The organism is Streptococcus sp. 27098_8_91, assembly GCF_041432385.1.
Lineage (GTDB): Bacteria > Bacillota > Bacilli > Lactobacillales > Streptococcaceae > Streptococcus.
In genome coordinates this window covers 262,964-285,365 of record NZ_JAPVZN010000001.1, presented here as the reverse complement: position 1 = coordinate 285,365, position 22,402 = coordinate 262,964, and the positions used below count along the sequence as shown (strand labels likewise).

At 39.7% G+C, this 22,402-nt stretch carries 22 protein-coding genes; 21 read left to right on the top strand and 1 reads right to left on the bottom strand.

Annotated elements, in window-relative coordinates; all coding sequences use genetic code 11:
- Nucleotides 1-79: 79 nt before the first annotated feature.
- The 16 genes from O3611_RS01345 (at nt 80) to O3611_RS01270 (ending at nt 11,416) form a co-directional block, all read left to right on the top strand.
- Nucleotides 80-949 (top strand): branched-chain amino acid ABC transporter permease, encoded by an 870-nt coding sequence (locus tag O3611_RS01345; protein WP_000941435.1) that lies wholly within the window; start codon nt 80-82, stop codon nt 947-949.
- 3 nt (nt 950-952) lie between these two features.
- Entirely contained in the window at nt 953-1,909 is a 957-nt protein-coding gene (locus O3611_RS01340; RefSeq protein ID WP_371607573.1) for a branched-chain amino acid ABC transporter permease, read from the top strand.
- On the top strand, nt 1,909-2,673 hold the full coding sequence (locus O3611_RS01335) for an ABC transporter ATP-binding protein (RefSeq protein ID WP_049503117.1): 765 nt from the start codon (nt 1,909-1,911) through the stop codon (nt 2,671-2,673). Before O3611_RS01340 ends, O3611_RS01335 begins: the two co-directional genes overlap by 1 nt.
- Nucleotides 2,673-3,383, top strand: coding sequence for an ABC transporter ATP-binding protein (locus tag O3611_RS01330; protein ID WP_371607572.1), 711 nt, complete (start codon nt 2,673-2,675; stop codon nt 3,381-3,383). The genes O3611_RS01335 and O3611_RS01330 overlap by 1 nt, the downstream gene beginning before the upstream one ends.
- 246 nt (nt 3,384-3,629) lie before the next feature.
- Nucleotides 3,630-4,286: a CBS domain-containing protein gene (locus O3611_RS01325; RefSeq protein WP_371607571.1), complete on the top strand. Its 657-nt coding sequence runs from the start codon at nt 3,630-3,632 to the stop codon at nt 4,284-4,286.
- A 128-nt stretch (nt 4,287-4,414) separates the two neighbouring features.
- Entirely contained in the window at nt 4,415-4,705 is a 291-nt protein-coding gene (gene rpsF, locus O3611_RS01320; RefSeq protein ID WP_001151786.1) for a 30S ribosomal protein S6, read from the top strand.
- 11 nt (nt 4,706-4,716) lie between these two features.
- On the top strand, nt 4,717-5,187 hold the full coding sequence (gene ssbA, locus O3611_RS01315; protein WP_000609604.1) for a single-stranded DNA-binding protein SsbA: 471 nt from the start codon (nt 4,717-4,719) through the stop codon (nt 5,185-5,187).
- A 31-nt stretch (nt 5,188-5,218) separates the two neighbouring features.
- Entirely contained in the window at nt 5,219-5,458 is a 240-nt protein-coding gene (rpsR, locus tag O3611_RS01310) for a 30S ribosomal protein S18 (protein WP_000068664.1), read from the top strand.
- A gap of 296 nt (nt 5,459-5,754) precedes the next feature.
- Nucleotides 5,755-6,264, top strand: a complete 510-nt coding sequence (locus O3611_RS01305; RefSeq protein WP_371607570.1) for a GNAT family N-acetyltransferase — start codon at nt 5,755-5,757, stop codon at nt 6,262-6,264.
- Between the two features lie 81 nt (nt 6,265-6,345).
- Nucleotides 6,346-7,746 (top strand): bifunctional Cof-type HAD-IIB family hydrolase/peptidylprolyl isomerase, encoded by a 1,401-nt coding sequence (locus O3611_RS01300; RefSeq protein ID WP_371607569.1) that lies wholly within the window; start codon nt 6,346-6,348, stop codon nt 7,744-7,746.
- 1 nt (nt 7,747) lies between these two features.
- Nucleotides 7,748-8,110, top strand: a complete 363-nt coding sequence (locus O3611_RS01295; protein WP_000689622.1) for a S1 RNA-binding domain-containing protein — start codon at nt 7,748-7,750, stop codon at nt 8,108-8,110.
- A 49-nt stretch (nt 8,111-8,159) separates the two neighbouring features.
- Entirely contained in the window at nt 8,160-8,906 is a 747-nt protein-coding gene (locus tag O3611_RS01290; RefSeq protein ID WP_248034772.1) for a tRNA1(Val) (adenine(37)-N6)-methyltransferase, read from the top strand.
- Nucleotides 8,896-9,180 (top strand): GIY-YIG nuclease family protein, encoded by a 285-nt coding sequence (locus O3611_RS01285; RefSeq protein WP_248034773.1) that lies wholly within the window; start codon nt 8,896-8,898, stop codon nt 9,178-9,180. The genes O3611_RS01290 and O3611_RS01285 overlap by 11 nt, the downstream gene beginning before the upstream one ends.
- An 84-nt stretch (nt 9,181-9,264) precedes the next feature.
- Entirely contained in the window at nt 9,265-10,200 is a 936-nt protein-coding gene (locus O3611_RS01280) for a manganese-dependent inorganic pyrophosphatase (protein WP_009731484.1), read from the top strand.
- A 63-nt stretch (nt 10,201-10,263) separates the two neighbouring features.
- Nucleotides 10,264-10,776, top strand: a complete 513-nt coding sequence (locus O3611_RS01275) for a YiiX/YebB-like N1pC/P60 family cysteine hydrolase (RefSeq protein WP_371607568.1) — start codon at nt 10,264-10,266, stop codon at nt 10,774-10,776.
- Nucleotides 10,760-11,416, top strand: coding sequence for a DUF1803 domain-containing protein (locus O3611_RS01270; RefSeq protein ID WP_371607567.1), 657 nt, complete (start codon nt 10,760-10,762; stop codon nt 11,414-11,416). The genes O3611_RS01275 and O3611_RS01270 overlap by 17 nt, the downstream gene beginning before the upstream one ends.
- Before the next feature lie 26 nt (nt 11,417-11,442).
- On the opposite strand, the gene O3611_RS01265 is transcribed toward O3611_RS01270, so the two are convergent.
- Nucleotides 11,443-12,888, bottom strand: a complete 1,446-nt coding sequence (locus O3611_RS01265; RefSeq protein WP_371607566.1) for a UDP-N-acetylmuramoyl-L-alanyl-D-glutamate--L-lysine ligase — start codon at nt 12,886-12,888, stop codon at nt 11,443-11,445.
- Between the two features lie 105 nt (nt 12,889-12,993).
- Between O3611_RS01265 and O3611_RS01260 the strand changes: the two genes are divergently transcribed.
- The 5 genes from O3611_RS01260 to O3611_RS01240 all read left to right on the top strand — a co-directional run bounded on the left by O3611_RS01260 (nt 12,994) and on the right by O3611_RS01240 (nt 22,365).
- Nucleotides 12,994-14,616, top strand: coding sequence for an oligosaccharide flippase family protein (locus O3611_RS01260; protein WP_371607565.1), 1,623 nt, complete (start codon nt 12,994-12,996; stop codon nt 14,614-14,616).
- 200 nt (nt 14,617-14,816) lie between these two features.
- Complete coding sequence (locus tag O3611_RS01255) at nt 14,817-16,775, top strand: peptide ABC transporter substrate-binding protein (RefSeq protein WP_248034779.1); 1,959 nt, start codon at nt 14,817-14,819, stop codon at nt 16,773-16,775.
- A gap of 145 nt (nt 16,776-16,920) precedes the next feature.
- Nucleotides 16,921-18,015, top strand: a complete 1,095-nt coding sequence (locus O3611_RS01250; RefSeq protein ID WP_371607564.1) for a cystathionine gamma-synthase — start codon at nt 16,921-16,923, stop codon at nt 18,013-18,015.
- Between the two features lie 4 nt (nt 18,016-18,019).
- Entirely contained in the window at nt 18,020-19,186 is a 1,167-nt protein-coding gene (locus O3611_RS01245) for a MalY/PatB family protein (protein ID WP_371607563.1), read from the top strand.
- A 92-nt stretch (nt 19,187-19,278) separates the two neighbouring features.
- Nucleotides 19,279-22,365 carry a DEAD/DEAH box helicase gene (locus O3611_RS01240; RefSeq protein ID WP_371607562.1) on the top strand — a complete coding sequence of 1,029 codons (3,087 nt, stop codon included), beginning with the start codon at nt 19,279-19,281 and terminating at the stop codon, nt 22,363-22,365.
- Nucleotides 22,366-22,402 lie beyond the last annotated feature (37 nt).

Sequence of the window (22,402 nt, the reverse complement as noted above, 5' to 3'; positions counted from 1 at the left end):
ACTCCCTGTTTCGGTGTTTATGAAAGGATTATTTTTTTATAAAAATCCTAAAAAATAAAACTTAGAAAGAGTGAACCATATGCTTCAACAACTTGTCAATGGTCTAATCTTGGGGAGTGTCTATGCGCTGCTAGCCCTAGGTTATACTATGGTTTATGGAATTATCAAGCTCATTAACTTTGCCCACGGTGATATTTATATGATGGGTGCTTTCATGGGTTATTTCTTGATTAATTCCTTGCAATTAAATTTCTTTGTTGCCTTGATCTTATCGATGATCGGAACGGCAATTCTCGGTGTTATCATTGAGTTTCTTGCTTATCGTCCATTACGTCATTCAACTCGTATTTCTGTATTGATTACAGCCATCGGGGTTTCCTTCTTACTGGAGTATGGGATGGTCTATCTGGTAGGCGCCAATACACGTGCCTTCCCTCAAGCAATCCAAACAGTTCGTTATGACTTGGGACCAATTAGTTTAACAAATATTCAATTGTTGATTTTGACTGTCTCACTTGTTTTGATGGTTCTTCTACAACTCATCGTACAAAAAACCAAGATGGGGAAAGCCATGCGTGCTGTTTCTGTAGATAGTGATGCTGCTCAGCTGATGGGGATTAACGTGAACCGTACAATCAGTTTTACCTTTGCATTGGGCTCAGCTCTAGCTGGTGCAGCGGGTGTCTTGATTGCACTTTACTATAACTCTCTTGAACCATTGATGGGAATGACTCCAGGTATTAAATCATTTGTGGCTGCCGTTCTTGGTGGTATCGGAATCATCCCTGGTGCAGCTCTGGGTGGCTTTGTTATTGGTCTTTTGGAGACATTTGCTACCGCCTTCGGAATGTCAGATTTCCGTGATGCCATCGTGTATGGAATCTTGCTCTTAATCTTGATTGTTCGCCCAGCTGGTATCCTCGGTAAGAATGTGAAAGAGAAGGTGTAAACAATGAAAGAAAATTTAAAAGTTAATATTCTATGGTTATTCCTTTTGTTGCTTGGATATGGTTTAATTAGCCTATTGGTTTCAGTAGGAGTCTTGAACCTTTTCCATATTCAGATTATTGAACAAATCGGTATCAATATTATTCTAGCAGTAGGTCTTAACCTAATCGTTGGGTTCTCTGGTCAGTTTTCACTTGGACATGCTGGATTTATGGCTATTGGTGCCTATGCAGCAGCTATTATTGGTTCTAAAACTCCAACCTATGGTGCATTCTTTGGAGCTATGTTGCTCGGTGCTATCATTGCTGGTTTGGTTGCCTTGATCGTTGGAATTCCAACCCTACGTTTGAAGGGTGACTACCTTGCAGTTGCAACTTTAGGGGTTGCTGAAATTATCCGTATTTTCATTATTAATGGTGGAAGCCTTACAAACGGTGCTGCTGGTATTTTGGGGATTCCTAACTTTACAACCTGGCAAATGGTATATTTCTTTGCTGTGATTACAACGATTGCTACTCTCAATTTCCTTCGTAGTCCTATCGGACGTTTAACCTTATCAGTTCGTGAAGATGAGATTGCTGCTGAGTCAGTAGGGGTAAATACTACAAAAATTAAAATCATTGCTTTTGTTTTTGGTGCTGTTACTGCAAGTATCGCTGGTAGTCTTCAGTCAGGATTTATCGGATCAGTCGTACCAAAAGATTATACGTTCATCAACTCTATCAATGTATTGATTATCGTTGTATTTGGTGGTTTAGGATCCATTACAGGGGCAATTGTTGCTGCAATCGTACTTGGAATCTTGAACATGCTCCTTCAAGACGTGGCCAGCGTTCGTATGATTATCTATGCTTTGGCCTTAGTACTCGTTATGATCTTCAGACCAGGTGGTCTTCTTGGGACTTGGGAATTGAGCCTATCAAGTCTCTTTAAAAAAGGTAAGAAGGAGGGACAAAACTAATGGCATTGCTTGAAGTAAAAAATTTAACCAAACATTTTGGTGGTCTGACAGCCGTTGGGGACGTCACTCTCGAATTGAACGAAGGTGAACTTGTTGGTTTGATTGGACCGAATGGTGCTGGGAAAACAACCCTCTTCAACTTGTTGACAGGTGTTTATGAACCAAGCGAAGGGACAGTAACCTTGGATGGTCACTTGTTAAATGGCAAGCAACCCTATAAAATCGCATCTCTAGGTTTAGGGCGTACCTTCCAAAATATCCGCCTTTTTAAAGACTTGACAGTTTTGGATAACGTTCTGATTGCATTTAGCAATCATCATAAACAACATGTTTTTGCAAGTTTCTTGCGCTTACCAGCTTTTTATAAGAATGAAAAAGAATTGAAGGCTAAAGCCTTAGAATTACTAAAAATCTTTGATTTGGATGGAGATGCTGAAACTCTAGCTAAAAATTTAGCCTATGGTCAACAACGTCGTTTGGAAATTGTTCGTGCTCTTGCTACAGAACCTAAAATCCTTTTCTTGGATGAGCCTGCAGCGGGTATGAATCCACAAGAAACTGCAGAATTGACTGAGTTGATTCGTCGTATCAAGGATGAATTCAACATTACTATTATGCTGATTGAACATGATATGAACTTGGTTATGGAAGTTACTGAGCGTATCTATGTTCTTGAGTACGGTCGTTTGATTGCTCATGGAACACCAGATGAAATCAAGAGTAATAAACGTGTTATCGAAGCTTATCTTGGAGGTGAAGCCTAATGTCTATGTTAAAAGTTGAAAACCTCTCAGTACACTATGGTATGATTCAAGCTGTACGTGATGTGAGCTTTGAAGTAAATGAAGGAGAAGTTGTTTCCCTTATCGGTGCCAACGGGGCTGGTAAAACAACCATCCTCCGTACCCTATCAGGACTTGTTCGTCCGAGTTCTGGTAAAATTGAATTTTTGGGACAAGAAATCCAAAAGATGCCTGCACAAAAAATTGTGGCATCAGGACTTTCTCAAGTACCAGAAGGACGTCACGTCTTCCCTGGTTTGACAGTTATGGAAAACTTGGAGATGGGAGCCTTTCTTAAGAAAAATCGTGAAGAGAATCAAGCAAATTTGAAGAAAGTCTTTTCACGTTTCCCTCGTCTGGAAGAACGTAAAAACCAAGATGCAGCTACCCTTTCGGGAGGAGAACAGCAGATGCTTGCTATGGGACGCGCGCTTATGTCAACGCCTAAACTTCTTTTGTTAGATGAACCTTCAATGGGGCTTGCACCAATTTTCATCCAAGAAATTTTTGATATCATCCAAGATATTCAAAAACAAGGTACAACCGTTCTCTTAATTGAGCAAAATGCCAATAAAGCACTTGCCATCGCAGATCGAGGCTATGTTCTTGAAATAGGTAAAATCGTTCTTTCAGGAACAGGTAAAGAGCTCGCAGCATCAGATGAAGTCAGAAAAGCATATCTAGGTGGCTAAAACAATCCAGTGGATTGTTTTAGTCGGCAGATAAAGATTGCTTGGGAATCATCAAGTCTAGAAGGTTGTCTTAGTCTGCGGGAAAGATTACCAAACAAAATACATAATCATAAGATTGAGGGCTCTAATCTAGGGCTCTTTTTATAGTATTTCAGAGTTTTCAGAATCTTGAAAAAGAGATGAAAGCGTTTGATTGATTTTCGTAAAAAGTGTATAATAAAGCTATAAACATAAAGGAGAGTTCCTATGGCAGTTAAAGATTTTATGACACGAAAGGTCGTATATATTAGCCCAGATACGACTGTAGCACATGCAGCAGACTTGATGCGCGAACAAGGTTTGCATCGTCTTCCTGTTATTGAAAATGATAAATTAGTTGGTCTAGTAACAGAAGGAACAATTGCTGAAGCCAGTCCATCAAAAGCAACGAGTCTATCAATCTTTGAGATGAATTACTTGCTCAATAAAACAAAAGTAAAAGACGTCATGATTCGTGATGTTGTAACTGTCTCAGGTTATGCAAGTTTGGAAGATGCAACCTACCTTATGCTGAAAAATAAGATTGGAATCTTGCCAGTTGTCGATAATGGACAAGTCTATGGTGTCATTACTGACCGTGATGTATTCAGAGCATTTCTTGAAATTTCTGGTTATGGCGAAGAGGGAATCCGTGTTCGTTTTATCACAGAAAATGAAGTTGGGGTACTTGGTAAGATTGTTTCTTTAATCGTTGAGGAAAATCTAAATATTTCTCATACTATTAATATTCCACGTAAAGATGGTAAGATTGTTATCGAAGTTCAAATTGAGGGAACGGTTGATCTAGCTACCTTTAAACAGAAATTTGAATCTGAGAATATTCAGGTTGAAGAAATTACACAAACTTCAGCAAAAAAACTGTAAAAAATAAAATAGAAGCAGTTTTTACTTGCTAAAAAAATTTTTTTCTAGTATAATAATTTATTGTGAGCAAACCTCACTTACCCCTTGCAATGTCTTGGGGTCATTAGACCAAAAGGAGGAACATATCAATGGCTAAATACGAAATTCTTTATATCATTCGTCCAAACATTGAAGAAGAAGCGAAAAACGCTTTGGTAGCACGTTTTGACTCTATCTTGACTGACAACGGTGCAACTGTTGTTGAATCAAAAACATGGGAAAAACGTCGTCTTGCATACGAAATCCAAGATTTCCGCGAAGGACTTTACCACATCGTTAACGTTGAAGCAAATGATGATGCAGCTCTTAAAGAGTTTGACCGTCTTTCAAAAATCAACGCTGACATTCTTCGTCACATGATCGTCAAAACTGACGCGTAAGAAGGTAGATTATGATTAACAATGTTGTACTTGTAGGGCGTATGACTCGTGACGCTGAGTTGCGTTATACCCCATCAAATGTAGCAGTTGCGACTTTTACTCTTGCAGTAAACCGTACATTTAAGAGTCAAAATGGCGAACGTGAGGCTGATTTTATCAATGTCGTTATGTGGCGCCAACAGGCTGAAAATCTTGCTAATTGGGCTAAAAAAGGCTCACTTATCGGGGTGACAGGTCGTATTCAGACTCGTAGTTACGATAACCAGCAAGGACAACGTGTCTACGTGACGGAAGTCGTGGCTGAGAATTTCCAAATGTTGGAAAGCCGTAGTGTGCGTGAAGGACATACTGGTGGAGCTTATTCTGCACCAAGTTCAAACTATTCAGCACCAACTCAATCAGTACCTGACTTTTCACGTGATGAAAATCCATTCGGAACAACGAATCCTTTGGATATTTCAGATGATGATTTACCATTTTAATGGACAATTAATACTATAAAGGAGAAAAAACATGGCTCAACAACGTCGTGGCGGATTCAAACGCCGTAAAAAAGTTGATTACATCGCAGCAAACAAAATTGAATATGTTGATTACAAAGATACTGAGCTTCTTAGCCGTTTCGTTTCAGAACGTGGGAAAATCCTTCCTCGTCGTGTAACAGGAACTTCAGCTAAAAACCAACGTAAAGTAACAACAGCTATCAAACGCGCTCGCGTAATGGCTTTGATGCCTTTCGTAAACGAAGATTAAAAAAAAGACCCGGTTGGGTCTTTTTTTCACGAGCTTTGAAATGAGAGAGCGAGTTTGGGTCCAGTGGACCTCTTTTTCATGAGCATGAAAACAAGGAAGAGAATTAAGACCCCGACGGGTCTTTTTTTCACGAGCATAGAAATGTGAAAGCGAGTTGAGGTCCGGGTGGACCTCTTTTTCATGAGCATGAAAACAAGAAAGCGAATTAAGACCCCGACGGGTCTTTTTTCAAGAGATAGTTTTTTTCTGACCTTGGCGTGCTATAATGGTAGGAGAAAGCTATAAAGGAGAAGCTTATGAAGACGACATGTTCAATTAGAAAAATGCAAGAATCTGACATAAAAAATCTATCTCGAGGATTTATCAGCCAAGGTTGGCCAAGTAGAGAGGAGATTTTAACTCGATACTTTAAGGAGCAAGAAAGTGGGGAGAGAGAAGTCTTAGTTGCAGAGGTTGAGGTTGCTGTAGCGGGCTACATTACCATTTTGCCCTCTGCTAAACATGGTCCTTTTGCAGAAGTCTATCCAGAATTATCAGATTTTAATGTGTTTGAGCCTTTTCGAAATCAAGGAGTTGGGAATCAACTGCTAGAAGAAGCAGAAAAACGAGTCAAGCTTGTTTCGATTAAGGTAAGTCTAGGCGTAGGCTTGCACTCAGGATATGGAGCCGCCCAGAGATTGTACATCAAACGAGGCTATATTCCAGATGGGACGGGTGTTTGGTATAGAAATCAACCCTTAGAAATGAACGCTACTAGTCAAAACAATGATGATTTAGTTTTGTATTTGTCTAAGGGATTCGAATAAGAGGTAGCAAATTTCTTTGAAGATAGGGGAATTCTCTACTTTATGGTATAATGGAAAGAGTGAATTGAAGGAGGAAAGGTGATGGATGCGAAATTAAGATATAAGGCAAAAAAGATAAAGGTTATTTTTTTTGATATTGATGATACGTTGAGAAACTCAAAGACTGGTTTTATCCCAACCTCAATTCCAACTGTTTTTAAACAATTGCGTGAAAAAGGTATTTTAACTGGGATTGCGACCGGGCGTGGGATTTTCGGTGTTGTGCCAGAGATTCGCGAGCTAAAACCTGACCTTTTTGTTACCTTGAATGGTGCCTATATTGAGGATAAAAAAGGCAATGTGATTGATAGTAACAAAATCGCTAAAGATAAGGTTGAAAGCTATATTGCTTGGACTAAGGAAGTGGGGATTGAATATGGTTTAGTTGGTAGTCATACTGCTAAACTCTCCACTAGAACTGAGTTAATTAGTGAGGCCATTGATCCAATTTATCCTGACTTGGATGTTGATCCTGATTTTTATGAAAAAGAAGACATCTATCAGATGTGGACTTTTGAGGATCAGGGAGATGACCTGACTTTGCCTGAAAGTTTAGCATCGACTTTGCGTATGGTACGCTGGCATGAACATTCGTCAGATGTTGTACCAATTTCAGGTTCAAAAGCAGCTGGTGTAGCAAAAGTTGTAGAACATTTAGGTCTTAAACCTGAGAATGTCATGGTCTTTGGGGATGGACTGAACGATTTGGAGCTTTTTGATTATGCAGGTGTCAGCATTGCCATGGAAATATCTCATGAAAAAATCAAAGAAAAAGCAGATTATATTACAAAAACATTAGAAGAGGATGGCATTTTTGATGCCTTAGAAGGATTTGGTATGGTAGAAAAAGAATTACATTTGCCACAAGTAGACATTGAAACAGTAGATGGTCCGATTGCGACTATTAAGACAAATCATGGAGACTTGCGTATCAAGCTCTTCCCTGAACAGGCTCCCAAAACAGTTGCCAACTTTATTGCTCTGTCTAAAGACGGTTACTATGATGGTGTGATTTTCCACCGCATTATTAAAGACTTTATGATTCAAGGTGGAGATCCAACTGGTACTGGTATGGGTGGCGAATCTATCTATGGTGAGTCATTTGAAGACGAATTTTCAGAAGAACTTTACAATATCCGTGGAGCCCTTTCTATGGCCAATGCTGGACCAAATACTAACGGTAGCCAGTTCTTTATCGTGCAAAATCAACACTTGCCATACTCTAAGAAAGAAATTGCTCGTGGTGGTTGGCCAGAGCCAATTGCGGAGATTTATGCAGAACAAGGTGGAACTCCTCACCTTGATCGTCGTCACACAGTTTTTGGACAGCTTGCAGATGAAGCTTCTTATGAAGTTCTGGATGCTATCGCAGGAGTTGAGACAGGTGCAATGGACAAGCCAGTTGAAGATGTCGTCATCGAAACGATTGAAATCGAGGACTAAGATGAAAATAGGTGATAAGCTAACAGGGCGAATTACAGGGATTCAGTCTTATGGAGCCTTTGTGGAGTTAGAGACTGGTATCACAGGCTTGATTCATATTTCTGAAATTCGTACAGGATTTATTGAGAATATCTATGATGTACTGAAAATCGGTGAAGAAGTTCAAGTCCAGGTTGTCGATTTGGACGAATATACAGGGAAAGCAAGTCTTTCTATTCGGACTTTGGAAGAAGAGAAACATCAATTACCGAGACGGAGACGTTTTTCAAGTGACCGTGTCAAATACGGATTTGCTCCTTTGGCTCGCATGATGCCTATCTGGACCAAGGAAGCTATCTCTAATCTAAATAAGAAAAAGTCTTAATTGATTTTTTCTCTCTTGAAATGTTAATATAGTTTGTTATAATAGAAGTATGGTAGAAGAATTATTAAAATCAGGAGAGAGAATCAACCAGCTCTTTTCTACAGATATTAAGATTATTCAAAATAGAGAGGTTTTCAGCTATTCGGTGGATAGTGTCCTTTTGTCACGCTTTCCTCGCTTTCCTAAAAATGGCTTGATAGTGGATTTTTGTGCGGGTAATGGAGCTGTTGGCCTTTTTGCCAGCAGCCGGACCAAGGCTAAAATCCTGTCTGTCGAAATCCAGGAAAGATTGGCGGATATGGCTGAAAGATCTGTTCGTTTAAATGGCTTAGAAGAACAGATGCAGGTCATTTGTGATGATTTGAAAAATATGTCTGCTTACATTCAGGGGAGTAAGGTTGATTTGATTTTATGCAACCCTCCCTATTTTAAGGTGGACCCAAATTCTAATCTGAACGAGAGTGAGCACTATTTGTTGGCTCGGCACGAAATTACGACCAATCTTAAGGAAATCTGCCGTAGTGCTCAAAGTATTCTCAAATCCAATGGGCGTTTAGCCATGGTCCATCGTCCTGATCGATTGTTAGATATTTTAGAAACGCTTCAACAACACAATTTGGCTCCAAAGCGTCTGCAATTTGTTTACCCTAAACGGGAGAAGGAAGCCAATATGCTTTTGATCGAGGCTATCAAGGACGGCTCCACTAGTGGTTTTAAGGTTCTGCCACCACTCATTGTTCATAATGATGATGGTTCCTATACTCCAGAAATTCAAGAGATTTACTATGGATCATAAGGCTTACATGTATGTGGTAGAATGTTGTGATGGTACCTACTATACTGGCTATACAACGGATGTTAAAAAAAGAATCGCCGTTCACAATAGTGGTAAGGGAGCCAAGTACACACGAGCTCGGTTGCCAGTAAAACTTATCTATGTAGAAGGTTTCGATAGTAAAGAAGAAGCCATGTCAGCCGAAGCGCTTCTAAAACGTAAGAAGAGGCCGCAGAAGGAAAGATTTTTATCTGAAAACCAAGAAAAAAATTTAATCAGTTATTTTGAAGAGTAGAGGGGAGTTCTTTGACTCCTCTTACTTTTGTCAAAAATTGAAAAAAATGCTACAATAAAGAGAATAAAGAAACGAGGTATTATCATGTCTAAGATTCTAGTATTTGGTCACCAAAATCCAGATTCAGATGCCATCGGGTCATCTGTAGCCTTTGCTTATCTTGCAAAAGAAGCTTATGGCTTGGATACAGAAGCGGTAGCTCTTGGGACTCCAAATGAAGAAACAGCTTTTGTTTTGAACTATTTTGGTGTGGAAGCACCGCGCGTGATCACATCTGCTAAAGCAGAAGGTGCAGAACAAGTCATCTTAACAGACCACAATGAATTCCAACAATCAGTTTCAGATATTGCTGAAGTTGAAGTTTATGGTGTTGTGGACCACCACCGTGTGGCTAACTTTGAAACTGCCAGCCCACTTTACATGCGTTTGGAACCAGTTGGATCAGCATCATCTATCGTTTACCGCATGTTCAAAGAGCATGGCGTAGCTGTTCCAAAAGAAATTGCAGGTTTGATGCTTTCAGGTTTGATTTCAGATACCCTTCTTTTGAAATCTCCAACAACACACCCATCTGATAAGGTGATTGCGCCTGAATTGGCTGAATTGGCTGGTGTGAACTTGGAAGAATACGGTCTTGCTATGCTCAAGGCTGGTACAAACTTGGCAAGCAAATCTGCTGAAGAATTGATTGATATCGATGCTAAGACATTTGAACTCAACGGAAACAATGTTCGTGTGGCTCAAGTGAACACAGTTGATATTGCTGAAGTCTTGGAACGCCAAGCTGAAATCGAAGCAGCCATCCAAGCCGCAAATGCAGCTAACGGCTACTCTGACTTTGTCTTGATGATTACAGACATCGTCAACTCAAACTCAGAAATTTTGGCTCTTGGTGCCAACATGGACAAGGTCGAAGCAGCTTTCAACTTCAAACTTGAAAACAACCACGCTTTCCTTCCAGGTGCTGTTTCACGTAAGAAACAAGTTGTACCACAATTGACTGAAAGCTTTAATGCATAATCATAGATGGGAAAGCCCATTATTAAAAAGGAGTTTCGACTCCTTTTTTGCTAGGAGAGAAGTATGTTAGAATCTGGTGATTTGATTTTTGTGAGGGAAGCTTCAGATATGGGGAAGGCCATTCAGGAATCTACTGGTAACTATAGCCATGTGGCCATCTTTTTGGACGGACAGGTCTATCATGCAACTACGGAAGGCGGAGTCATTGCCCAATCTCCTGAAGATTTCTTTGAAGCTGAGAAAGTCTATGACCTTTATCGCTATCTAAAAATGGATCAAAAAGAAGTCAAAAAGCGGGCAGAGAGCCTTTTGGGGTCACCCTACAATGCTTCCTTTTACCCGGATGGAGATGGTTATTACTGTTCCCAGTTTGTAGCAGAAATTCTCCCTATTTTTGAGACTATTCCCATGAAGTTTGGGAACGATACACAGGAAATTAGTGATTTCTGGAGAAAATATTATCGAGAGTTGGGGCTTTCTGTACCTTTGGATCAGCCTGGCACTAACCCTAGTCAATTAGCAGCATCACCACTTTTAGTTTGTAAAGAAAGGAATCTTCATGATTCAGATTTTTAATCCATCTCGCTTGACGCGTCAACCATTCTTTAGGGATTTGGTAGACTATCTTGATCAGCATGATGATGTTATCCTCCGTGAAATCAAGGCTCAGTTTCCAGGGGTTGCAGTTGACAAGTACTTGGAGGAATACATTAAAGCTGGTTTCATTCTTCGAGAAAACAAACGCTATTATCTCAATCTCCCATTTCTAGAATCTACAGATTCTCTTGAACTAGACCAAGAAGTCTTTGTGAGAGATGATAGTCCAATCTATCAAGAAATCTTGGAGAAAGATTTTCAGACAGAATTATGTAATCAAACCAATGCGGCTATACTGGAAGAGTATACGGATTTTGCTAGGGAAAAGATGACCTTGTCTAATTATTTTTACAAGGTAAAACATCAGTATCCGCTGACAGAAGATCAACAGAAACTCTATGCTGTTTTGGGGGATGTCAATCCTGAGTATGCTCTCAAGTACATGACGACTTTTTTGCTCAAGTTTCTCAAAAAAGACGAGCTTATGCAGAAGCGTCGAGATATCTTTGTTGATAGTTTAGTCTTATTAGGTTACATCCTTCAAAATGAAGATGGGAAATATGAGTTAGCTGTAGAATTTGATAAAGAACGCTTTATCTTTATAAAAAATAAAGGCTAGGGATTTTCCTAGCCTTCTTTAAGTTCTTATAGATAACGTTCTGCGATAGCTGCATCTCCAGGGTAGTCTTCCTTCTTGCCTTGGACGATTTGGTAGCAATCCGCTCCTTTACCAGCGATAATAACAGCGTCCAGTTCTTGACTTGTAACAGACATAGCAGCCTTGATAGCTTGCTCGCGATCGACAATCTTTTCAACAGGATGATGGATATAGCTACTGATTTCATCTGCAATGGCCATCGGATCTTCGTAGTTTGGATCATCAGCTGTTAGAAAGACTTGAATTTCAGGATGTTGATTGAGGAGAAGTCCAAAGTCCTTACGACGGCTTTCTCCCTTGTTTCCAGTTGAACCAAGTACTAAAGCAATCTTTCCAGTTTGATGAGTTTCAACCACAGCGATTAGTTTTTTAAGACTGTCACCGTTGTGGGCGTAGTCGATGAAAACTTTTGCGCCATTTTTCTGTGTGAGAACTTCCATACGGCCAGGGACGCGAGTAAAAGCAATCCCTTTTTTGATATCTTCAAGACTAGCACCTAAACGAAGACAAGCAAGTCCTGCAGCAACAGCATTCTCTTGGTTGAAGTGCCCAATTAGCTGGATATCATAGTTTCCTGCTAATTTACCAGTAGCTGAGAAACTAAAGGCTTTGGAGTTCTGAATTTGGTTATCAGATTGGCTACCATAGAAGTCATGTTCTTGATTTTCTACTTGTTCTTTCAAGACTGAAAAATGGTCCATATCACTATTGATCACAACTGTTCGGCTATTTTTCATCAAGAGACGCTTGTGGTAGAAGTAGTCTTCAAAGGTTGGATGCTCAATAGGACCAATATGGTCAGGACTAATGTTGAGGAAGACACCGACATCAAAGGTCAGTCCGTAGACTCGTTTAACCAAGTAGGCTTGACTGGATACTTCCATGATAAGGTGAGTTCTTCCATTATCAACAGCCTGGGCCATCATGTCAAAGAGATCGATACTCTCAGGAGTAGTCAGGGCAGACTTAAAGAAAGTCTTACCGTCCAAGGTTGTATTCATGGTTGATAACATAGCTGGACGATGTTGTTGACTTAAGATGTTGTAGGCGAAGTAAGCTGCCGTTGTTTTTCCTTTAGTACCAGTGAAAGCAAGGAGTTTTAGTTTTTCTTGAGGGTTGCCATAAAATTCCATAGCAATCAAACTCATGGCTTTCTTGATATCGCTAACAACAATAACGGGAATACCGACTTCATAGTCCTGTTCCGCTACATACCATTCAAGTCCTTGTTCAATTGCAGAAAGGAGAAATTCTTTTTTAAAGGTTGCTCCTTTGACAAAAAAGAGACTATTTTCTCGAGCTTTTCGGCTATCGTAGCAGATGCTATCAAAAACGACATCACTGTGATAATAATGGTAATGTCCTTGGTCAATAATCTCACGGAAGAGATCGTCTTTCTTTAAAATATCTAATACGGTTTCAATCTTTATCATACTTTCTATTGTAAACCGAAAGTCTGAATTTTACAAGTAACAAGGAAAAGTTTATAATGGAAGATAAGGAACATTTCCTAGTTATTAAAATTGAATGAGGAAGTTATGTCTAACGAAAATAATCATCAGCAGGCCCAGATGTTACGAGGGACTGCCTGGCTAACGGCTAGTAACTTTATCAGTCGCCTGCTCGGGGCTATCTACATCATCCCTTGGTATATCTGGATGGGGACTTATGCAGCTAAGGCTAATGGCCTCTTCACCATGGGCTACAATATCTACGCCTGGTTCTTGTTGATTTCAACAGCAGGTATCCCGGTAGCGGTCGCTAAGCAGGTCGCTAAATACAATACCATGCATGAGGAAGAGCATAGTTTTGCCCTGATTCGGAGCTTCTTAGGCTTTATGACTGTGCTAGGACTTGCCTTTGCCTTGATTTTATACCTCTTTGCACCTTGGTTGGCGGACCTTTCTGGAGTCGGTAAGGACTTGATCCCCATTATGCAAAGTCTAGCGTGGGCTGTCTTGATATTCCCATCTATGAGTGTTATCCGTGGATTTTTCCAAGGGATGAATAATCTTAAGCCCTATGCCATGAGCCAAATTGCTGAGCAGGTTATCCGTGTCATCTGGATGCTCTTAGCGACCTTTATTATCATGAAGCTAGGTTCAAAAGATTATCTATCAGCAGTCACCCAGTCTACCTTTGCGGCCTTTGTGGGAATGGTAGCCAGCTTTGCTGTCTTACTTTATTTCCTTTTTAAAGAAGGGATGCTTCAAAAAGTTTTTGAAACGCGAGATAAGATTGATAGCAAACACCTGTTAATGGATACGATTAAGGAAGCAATTCCGTTTATCTTGACTGGTTCGGCTATTCAGCTTTTCCAAATCTTGGACCAAATGACCTTTATCAATAGTATGAAGTGGTTTACCAACTACAGTAATGAAGACTTGGTTGTCATGTTTTCTTATTTCTCCGCCAATCCTAATAAAATCACCATGATTTTGATTTCGGTTGGAGTTTCGATTGGTAGCGTTGGGCTACCTCTCTTGACAGAGAACTATGTCAAGGGTGATTTGCCAGCGGCTTCTCGTCTCGTTCAAGATAGTATCACCATGCTCTTCTTATTCTTACTTCCAGCAACTGTTGGAGTAGTCATGGTTGGTGAACCTCTCTATACAGTCTTTTACGGTAAGCCAGATAGTTTGGCTATGGGCTTGTTTGTCTTTGCAGTCTTGCAGTCAACAATCCTAGGTTTGTACATGGTCTTGTCACCAATGCTTCAAGCCATGTTTAGAAATCGCAAGGCAGTTCTTTACTTTGTCTATGGATCCATTGCCAAAATTGTTCTACAATTACCATCGATAGCGATTTTCCATAGTTATGGTCCTTTAATTTCAACGACAATTGGTCTCATCATTCCAAATGTCTTGATGTACCGAGATATCTGTGAGGTGACAGGTGCACGTCGAAAGATTATTCTGAAGAGAACAATTTTAGTCACAATTTTGACTTTAGTCATGTTTATTCTGGTAGGCCTCTTACAATGGATTCTTGGATTTGTTTTCCATCCAACTGGACGTTTCTGGAGTTTCCTTTACGTTCTTCTAATCGGAACAATCGGTGGTGGTCTCTACGGAGTCATGTGTCTCTATACTCGTCTCTTGGATAAGGTTATTGGACAGGCAAAAGCGGACCATTTGCGAGAACGCTTGAAAATATCATAATAGTTTATAAATAAAATGAACAATTTGAACTTTCAACTCTAAAAAAGTTTAAATTGTTCATTTTTTATTTAAAAAATAGGATAAAATATAAAATTAGTAGAAAAAAATCTATAATTTGGTAAAAAATAGATAAAATTGCTTGACTAAAAAAAACAATAGCTGTATAATGATACAAATATTTAAATTTGGAGGTTCTGGAAATGAAAAAGTCTAAGGCAAAATATCTGACGCTGGCAGGCCTTGCCCTAAGTGCCGCTCTACTATTGGCGGCTTGTAGCAACTCAGCTAGTTCAACTAAAACATACAACTATGTCTATCCTAGCGATCCGTCTAGTTTGAACTATCTTGCAGAAAACCGTGCAACAACCAATGACATCGTTACCAATTTGGTAGATGGGTTGATGGAAAATGACCAATACGGTAACTACGTTCCATCCTTAGCAGAGGATTGGAGTGTTTCTCAGGACGGTTTGACATACACTTATAAACTTCGTAAAGATGCTAAGTGGTATACCTCTGAAGGTGAAGAATATGCTCCAGTAACTGCCCAAGATTTTGTAACTGGTTTGAAATATGCTGCTGATAAAAAATCCGAAGCTTTGTACCTGGTTCAAGATTCTGTAGCAGGTTTGGATGACTATATCAACGGGAAAACAACTGACTTTTCAACTGTCGGTGTTAAGGCGATTGACGACCAAACAGTTCAGTACACTTTGACACGACCAGAATCTTATTGGAATTCTAAAACAACATCAACCATTCTCTTCCCTGTCAATGCAGATTTCCTGAAATCAAAAGGGGATGATTTTGGTAAGGTGGATCCTTCTAGTATTTTGTACAATGGACCTTTTTTGATGAAATCCTTTGTTTCAAAATCTGTTATCGAATTCAAGAAAAATCCCAACTACTGGGATGAAAAAAATGTCTTTGTAGATGATGTGAAATTGGCCTATTATGATGGTAGTGACCAAGATGCACTAGCTCGTAACTTTGTAGAAGGAGTCTACAGCTACGCACGTCTCTATCCAAATAGCTCAAGCTTTGAAGGAATTAAAGAGAAGAACAAAGATAACATCATTTATAGTATGCAAACCGCAACTTCTTATTACTTGAACTTCAACTTGGACAGAAAATCTTATAACTTCACGTCTAAATCCTCAGATATCGAAAAGAAATCAACTCAAGAAGCAGTTCTGAATAAAAACTTTCGTCAAGCCTTCAACTATGCTTATAACCGTACAGCCTATGGAGCTCAATCTCAAGGGGAAGACGGAGCAACGAAGATTATTCGTAACCTGGTTGTACCTCCTACATTTGTAAGTATCAACGGGAAAGACTTTGGAGATGTTGTTTCAGAAAAGATGGTCAACTATGGCCAAGAATGGCAAGGAATCAACTTTGCAGATGCGCAAGACCCATACTACAATCCTGACAAGGCTAAGGCTAAGTTTGCAGAAGCTAAGAAAGAATTGGAAGCTAAGGGTGTGCAGTTCCCAATCCACTTGGATGTATCAGTTGACCAATCAGCTAAAAAAGGTGTACTTGAAGCAAGTTCTTTGAAACAATCCATCGAATCTGTCTTAGGGGCTGAGAATGTGGTTATCGATATCCAACAATTATCAACAGACGACTTTGATAACTCTAGCTACCTCGCTCAAACCGCAGCTCAAAAAGACTTTGACATCTATAATAGTGGTTGGAGTGCTGACTACTTGGATCCATCAAGTTATCTTGATATCTTAAATGTCAATAACGGTGGTATGTTGCAAAACATTGGTCTAGAACCAGGTGAGGTCAATGACAAGGCTAAGGCAGTTGGACTCGATACTTACACTCAAATGTTAGAAGAAGCGAACAAGGAGCAAGAACCAGCGAAGCGTTATGAAAAATATGCTGAAGTTCAAGCTTGGCTCGTTGATAGCGCCCTTGCAATTCCAAACGTTTCCCTTGGTGGAACACCGACCTTGAGAAAGACAGTTCCATTCTCATCACCATTCTCACAAGCTGGAAATAAGGGGGTGGAATCATACAAGTACCTCAAGTTGCAAGATAAGACTGTAACGGCTGATGAGTATGAAAAAGCTAGACAAAAATGGCTGAAAGAAAAAGAAGAATCTAATAAAAAAGCCCAAGAAGAATTAGCTAAACACATTAAATAATCAGTCTATTCAACAGGAAAAACGATAGTTTCTTAAGAAGCTATCGTTTTTATATAGTTTGAAACTATAACTAGCTCTTGAAAACAAGAAAACGAAGGATACAAAATAAGTGGTACAATAGTTACTATAGATTTGGAGGTAAAGTATGAGCAAATCATTTCACATCAACACAATTTTAGCACAAGCAGGTATCAAGTCAGATAAAGCGACAGGTGCTTTGGTAACACCAATTCACTTTTCAACGACTTATCAGCACCCAGAATTTGGTCAATCAACTGGATTTGACTATACCCGCACCAAAAATCCAACTCGTAGCAAGGCAGAGGAAGTTTTGGCAGCAATTGAATCAGCCCACTATGCTCTAGCAACTAGTTCAGGTATGTCTGCGATTGTGTTGGCCTTTAGCATTTTTCCAGTAGGAAGCAAGGTTTTGGCTGTTCGTGACCTTTACGGTGGTTCTTTCCGCTGGTTCAATCAAGTTGAGCAAGAAGGACGATTCCACTTTACCTATGCCAACACAGAAGAAGAGCTAATTGCCGAGCTAGAAAAGGATGTGGATGTACTTTATATCGAAACACCAACCAACCCTTTGATGTTGGAATTTAATATTGAAAAATTGTCAAAATTAGCTCATGCTAAGGGTGCTAAAGTTGTCGTTGACAATACTTTCTATAGCCCGATTTATCAACGCCCGATAGAAGAAGGAGCTGATATTGTCCTTCATTCGGCGACCAAATACCTTGCAGGTCATAATGATGTCTTGGCTGGGGTAGTTGTGACAGATAATGCTGATTTGTACGAAAAACTCTTTTATAATCTCAACACGACAGGGGCTGTCTTGTCACCATTTGATAGTTATCAATTGATTCGTGGTCTCAAGACCTTGTCACTTCGTATGGAGCACTCAACAGCTAATGCTCAAGAGATTGTAGCCTTTTTGGAACAATCACCTGCAGTCAAAGAAGTCTTGTATACAGGTCGTGGGGGAATGATTTCCTTTAAAGTGGCGGATGAAAAGCGTATCCCTCATATCTTAAACACTTTGAAAGTATTCTCTTTTGCTGAAAGCCTGGGTGGTGTTGAAAGTCTAATTACATATCCAACTACTCAAACCCATGCAGACATTCCTGCAGAGGTTCGTCATTCTTATGGATTAACAGATGACCTTTTACGCTTGTCTATTGGTATTGAGGATGCGAGAGATTTGATTGAAGATTTGCGTCAAGCTTTGGAAGGATAAGACTATGGGAAAATATGATTTTACGACTTTGCCCAATCGTTTTGGACATCATACCTACAAATGGAAAGAAGCAGAGACTGACCGTCAAGTATTGCCAGCCTGGATTGCTGATATGGACTTTGAAGTGTTACCTGAGATTCGTCAGACTGTCCATGACTATGCAGAGCAATTAGTCTATGGCTATACTTATGCCAGTGAAGAGTTAACTAAGGAAGTTCAAAAGTGGGAAGCGACACAACACGGTTACCACTTTGACAAAGAGGCTCTTGTCTTTATCGAGGGTGTGGTACCAGCCATCTCAACAGCTATTCAAGCCTTTACAAAAGAAGGCGAGGCAGTTCTGATTAACACACCAGTTTACCCACCTTTTGCTCGCAGCATTAAGCTCAATAATCGTAGACTAATCACCAACTCTCTAGTAGAAAAAGACGGACTTTTTGAGATTGATTTTGATCAATTGGAGAAAGACTTTGTTGAAGAGGATGTAAAACTTTACGTTCTTTGCAATCCTCATAATCCTGGTGGACGTGTTTGGGAAAAAGAAGTCTTAGAGAAGATTGGACAACTTTGTCAAAAACATGGAGTTTTGTTGGTGTCTGATGAGATTCACCAAGATTTGGCCTTGTTTGGGAACAAGCACCAGTCATTCAATACGGTAAATGAAGATTTTAAAGAATTTTCACTGATTTTAAGCAGCGCTACCAAGACCTTCAACATTGCTGGAACAAAGAATTCCTATGCTATCATCGAGAATCCTAAGTTAAGAGTTGCTTTTCAAAAGCGCCAGCTGGCTAATAATCAACATGAAATCTCAGGGTTGGGATATTTGGCAACAGAAGCAGCCTATCGCTCTGGTGAAGATTGGTTAACAGAACTCAAAGAACTGATTGAGAAACACATCAATTATGTCGTCGATGTGTTTGGTAAAGAAACTAAGATCAAGGTCATGAAACCTCAAGGGACCTATCTCATTTGGCTTGATTTTTCAGCCTACGATATTAGTGATGAAGAATTAAGAAGCCTTTTAAGAGACGAAGCCAAGGTTATCCTGAACAGAGGCTTGGACTTTGGTGAAGAAGGAGCCCTCCACGCTCGCTTAAATGTAGCCATGCCGACATCTGTCTTGGAAGAAGTCTGCCAACGAATCATTGCTACTTTCGCTAAATTTTAACAAGCTAGCCTTTTAGGAGAAAAGTACTCCTAGAAGGCTATTTTCGTAAGAAGAAATGTGGTATAATTAAGAGATAAAGTAAAGGGGAAAATATGGCTAAATTGATTCCAGGGAAGCTTCGAATGGAGGGAGCTCAACTCTACGAAACTAGTCAGATTGAAATTATCAAAGAGAAAGATCATCGCCTCTATGCGCGTGTAGCAGATGAAGAAATTCGCTATAGCTTAGATGATGATTTGGTTTTTTGTGCTTGTGATTTTTTCCAAAAAAGAGGGTTCTGTGTGCATTTGGCAGCACTAGAGCATTACCTGAAAAATAATCACATTGGTCAGGAACTCTTGGGAAATCTGGAAAATGTGCACGAACAGAAAGAAGAAGTTGAAACTCAGGTTACTTTTGGAGGAAAGTTTTTAGAATCCATTCAAATTCCTAGTCTTTCTGAAATCTATCAGTTGTCTGCTCAAGGGCAGATTGAAGCAGGGACTAATCGCATTATTTGGACTTTGAGAGTCGGTCTTATCCAGACGCAGAAATTTTATGTAATCCGAGATATTCCCCTTTTTCTGAAGGTTTTAGAAACTAGTAAACCCTACATGATTGGAAAGTTATATGAAACTTCCTTGAATATTCGTCAGTTTGATGAAAGTAGCCAATTTGTTCTGAATTTCCTTCAGGGAATTGTAGAAGATGAGGTTGAAAATGCCCTCTTTTTCCAAAATCAAGGTCGTCATCTCTATTTCCCGCTGTCTTTTTTTGAGCAGGGTGTTAGTCTGCTGATGGGCTTAGATGAATTCCAATTTGACCATCAGATTTCAAGCTATCCTCATCTTGTATTTCAAGATTTTGATGGTCAAGCAGGCTTATTTACCTTTCAAATTGAAGAAAAATCCAACTATTATGAGATGGAAATTTTTCAACAGGTAGGGCTTAATTCGTTTTATAAGGGACAAGTCTTGTTTACTAAAGGTACATTTTATCTTCTGTCAAAAGAACAAGCTAGACTTATAGAAAAATTAAAAAAAGTATCTATCGATAAAAGTGGTAGAAAGATTTTACAATTTGATACTAGTGATCGAGATCTTTTAGCTTCGACCTTGTCGCAGTTTAAAGACATAGGAGAGGTAAAAGCCCCTGATGCGCTTCAAATTCAGTCTTTCCGTCCTTCTTTCTACATGGAAGGAGAAGAGGACGGTTCTATCCGTTTGGATATGCAGTTTCAGTATGAAACTTGCTTAGTAACAAATCGCAATGAACTAGAGAGTCTTCCTTTTGCTAGTGATATTCAACTAGAGAAAGAGATTTTTCAACTAGCTCTATCTGCAGGATTTGAAGCTGACTTTCGTTCTTGGCGTCAAAACCTCAAGGCTGAAGCAGTCTATGCTTTCTTTCATGAGACGCTACCAGCTTTTGAAGCACTTGGAGAATTAAAGATTTCTGAGAGCTTGCAAGACCTTTATCAGGTTCAGAAGCCTCAAGTTCACATCTCATCCAAGGGAAGCCTATTAGAAATTCAATTTGATTTTCAAAATATAGATCAAGAAGAAATCGATCGAGCGATGAAAGCTCTAGTTGAGAAGCAGGATTATTACATCAGCTCTTCGAATCAGGTTTACTATTTCGATGATCAGACCAAGCGTATCCGTCAGAATTTAGAAGAATTAGGGATAGAGGACCTACAAGATGGAGCTTTTCGAGTTCGTAAATCCCTAGCTTATACTCTATCTCATCTATTTAAGGACCAGGATCAAATTTCTTTCACCGAAGAATTTCGCAATCTGGCCCATGATTTGACGCATTCAGAAGATTTTCCGATGAAAGAGCTGAATATCCAAGCAGAACTTAGAGACTATCAGAAAAAGGGAATTCAGTGGCTTCAAATGCTTCACCATTATGGCTTTGGTGGGATTTTAGCAGATGATATGGGACTTGGGAAGACCTTGCAAACTATCGCCTTTTTAAGTAGTCAGGTTCAAGCAGATACTAGTGTCCTAATCCTTGCTCCGTCTGGCTTAATCTATAACTGGGCTGATGAATTTCAAAAGTTTGCTCCAGATTTGGATGTCGCGGTAGTGCATGGTTTAAAATCTCATCGAGAGTCAATTTTGGCAGAAAATCATCAGATTTATGTGACAAGCTATGCTACTTTCCGTCAAGATAGTGAAATTTATCGAGACCTATCTTTTGATTTTCTTTTTCTAGATGAAGCTCAAGTCATGAAAAATGCACAAACGAAGATTGCTCAAAGTTTACGACGATTTGTGGTTCCATCTGTCTTTGCACTATCAGGAACACCGATTGAAAACCATCTGGGAGAACTTTGGTCAATTTTTCAGATTGTCTTACCAGGCCTCTTACCTGCTAAGAAGGAGTTTATGAAACTATCAACTGAGAGAGTGGCTCAATTTATCAAACCCTTTGTCATGAGACGTAAGAAAGAAGAGGTTTTGACAGAGTTGCCTGACTTGATTGAAGTTGTCTATAAGAATGAACTGGAGGATCAACAAAAAGCTATCTATCTTGCTCAACTGCAACAGATGCAGGATCGTCTGGGACAGGTAAGCGATTCGGAATTTCAACGAAATCGCGTCGAAATTTTGACTGGTCTCATGCGTCTGCGTCAGATTTGTGATACACCTGCGCTCTTTATGGAGGACTACCAAGGAGAGAGCGGGAAACTGGATAGTTTACGAGATTTGCTGGTTCAGATTGCTGAAGGTGGGCATCGTGTACTTATCTTCTCACAATTTAGAGGTATGCTGGATCAGATTGAGCAAGAGCTGCCTGACTTAGGCTTGAATTCCTTTAAAATTACAGGTTCAACACCTTCACAAGAACGTCAGGAAATGACCAAGGCCTTTAACCAAGGAGAGCGCGATGTATTTTTAATTTCCCTAAAGGCTGGCGGGGTCGGTCTCAATCTCACTGGTGCCGATACAGTCATTTTAGTAGACTTATGGTGGAATCCTGCAGTTGAATCGCAGGCTATCGGTCGCGCACATCGTATGGGGCAAGAGCAAGCTGTTGAAGTTTATCGTCTTGTGACTCGAGGTACAATTGAAGAAAAGATTCAAGAATTACAAGAGAAAAAGAAAAATCTTGTTTCTGAAATCTTGGATGGAACAGAGTCTCGTGGCAGTCTGAGTCTAGCTGAAATACGAGAAATTTTAGGGATTTCATGAGCCTATACTTGAAAAATCAAGACATTACGCTATAATG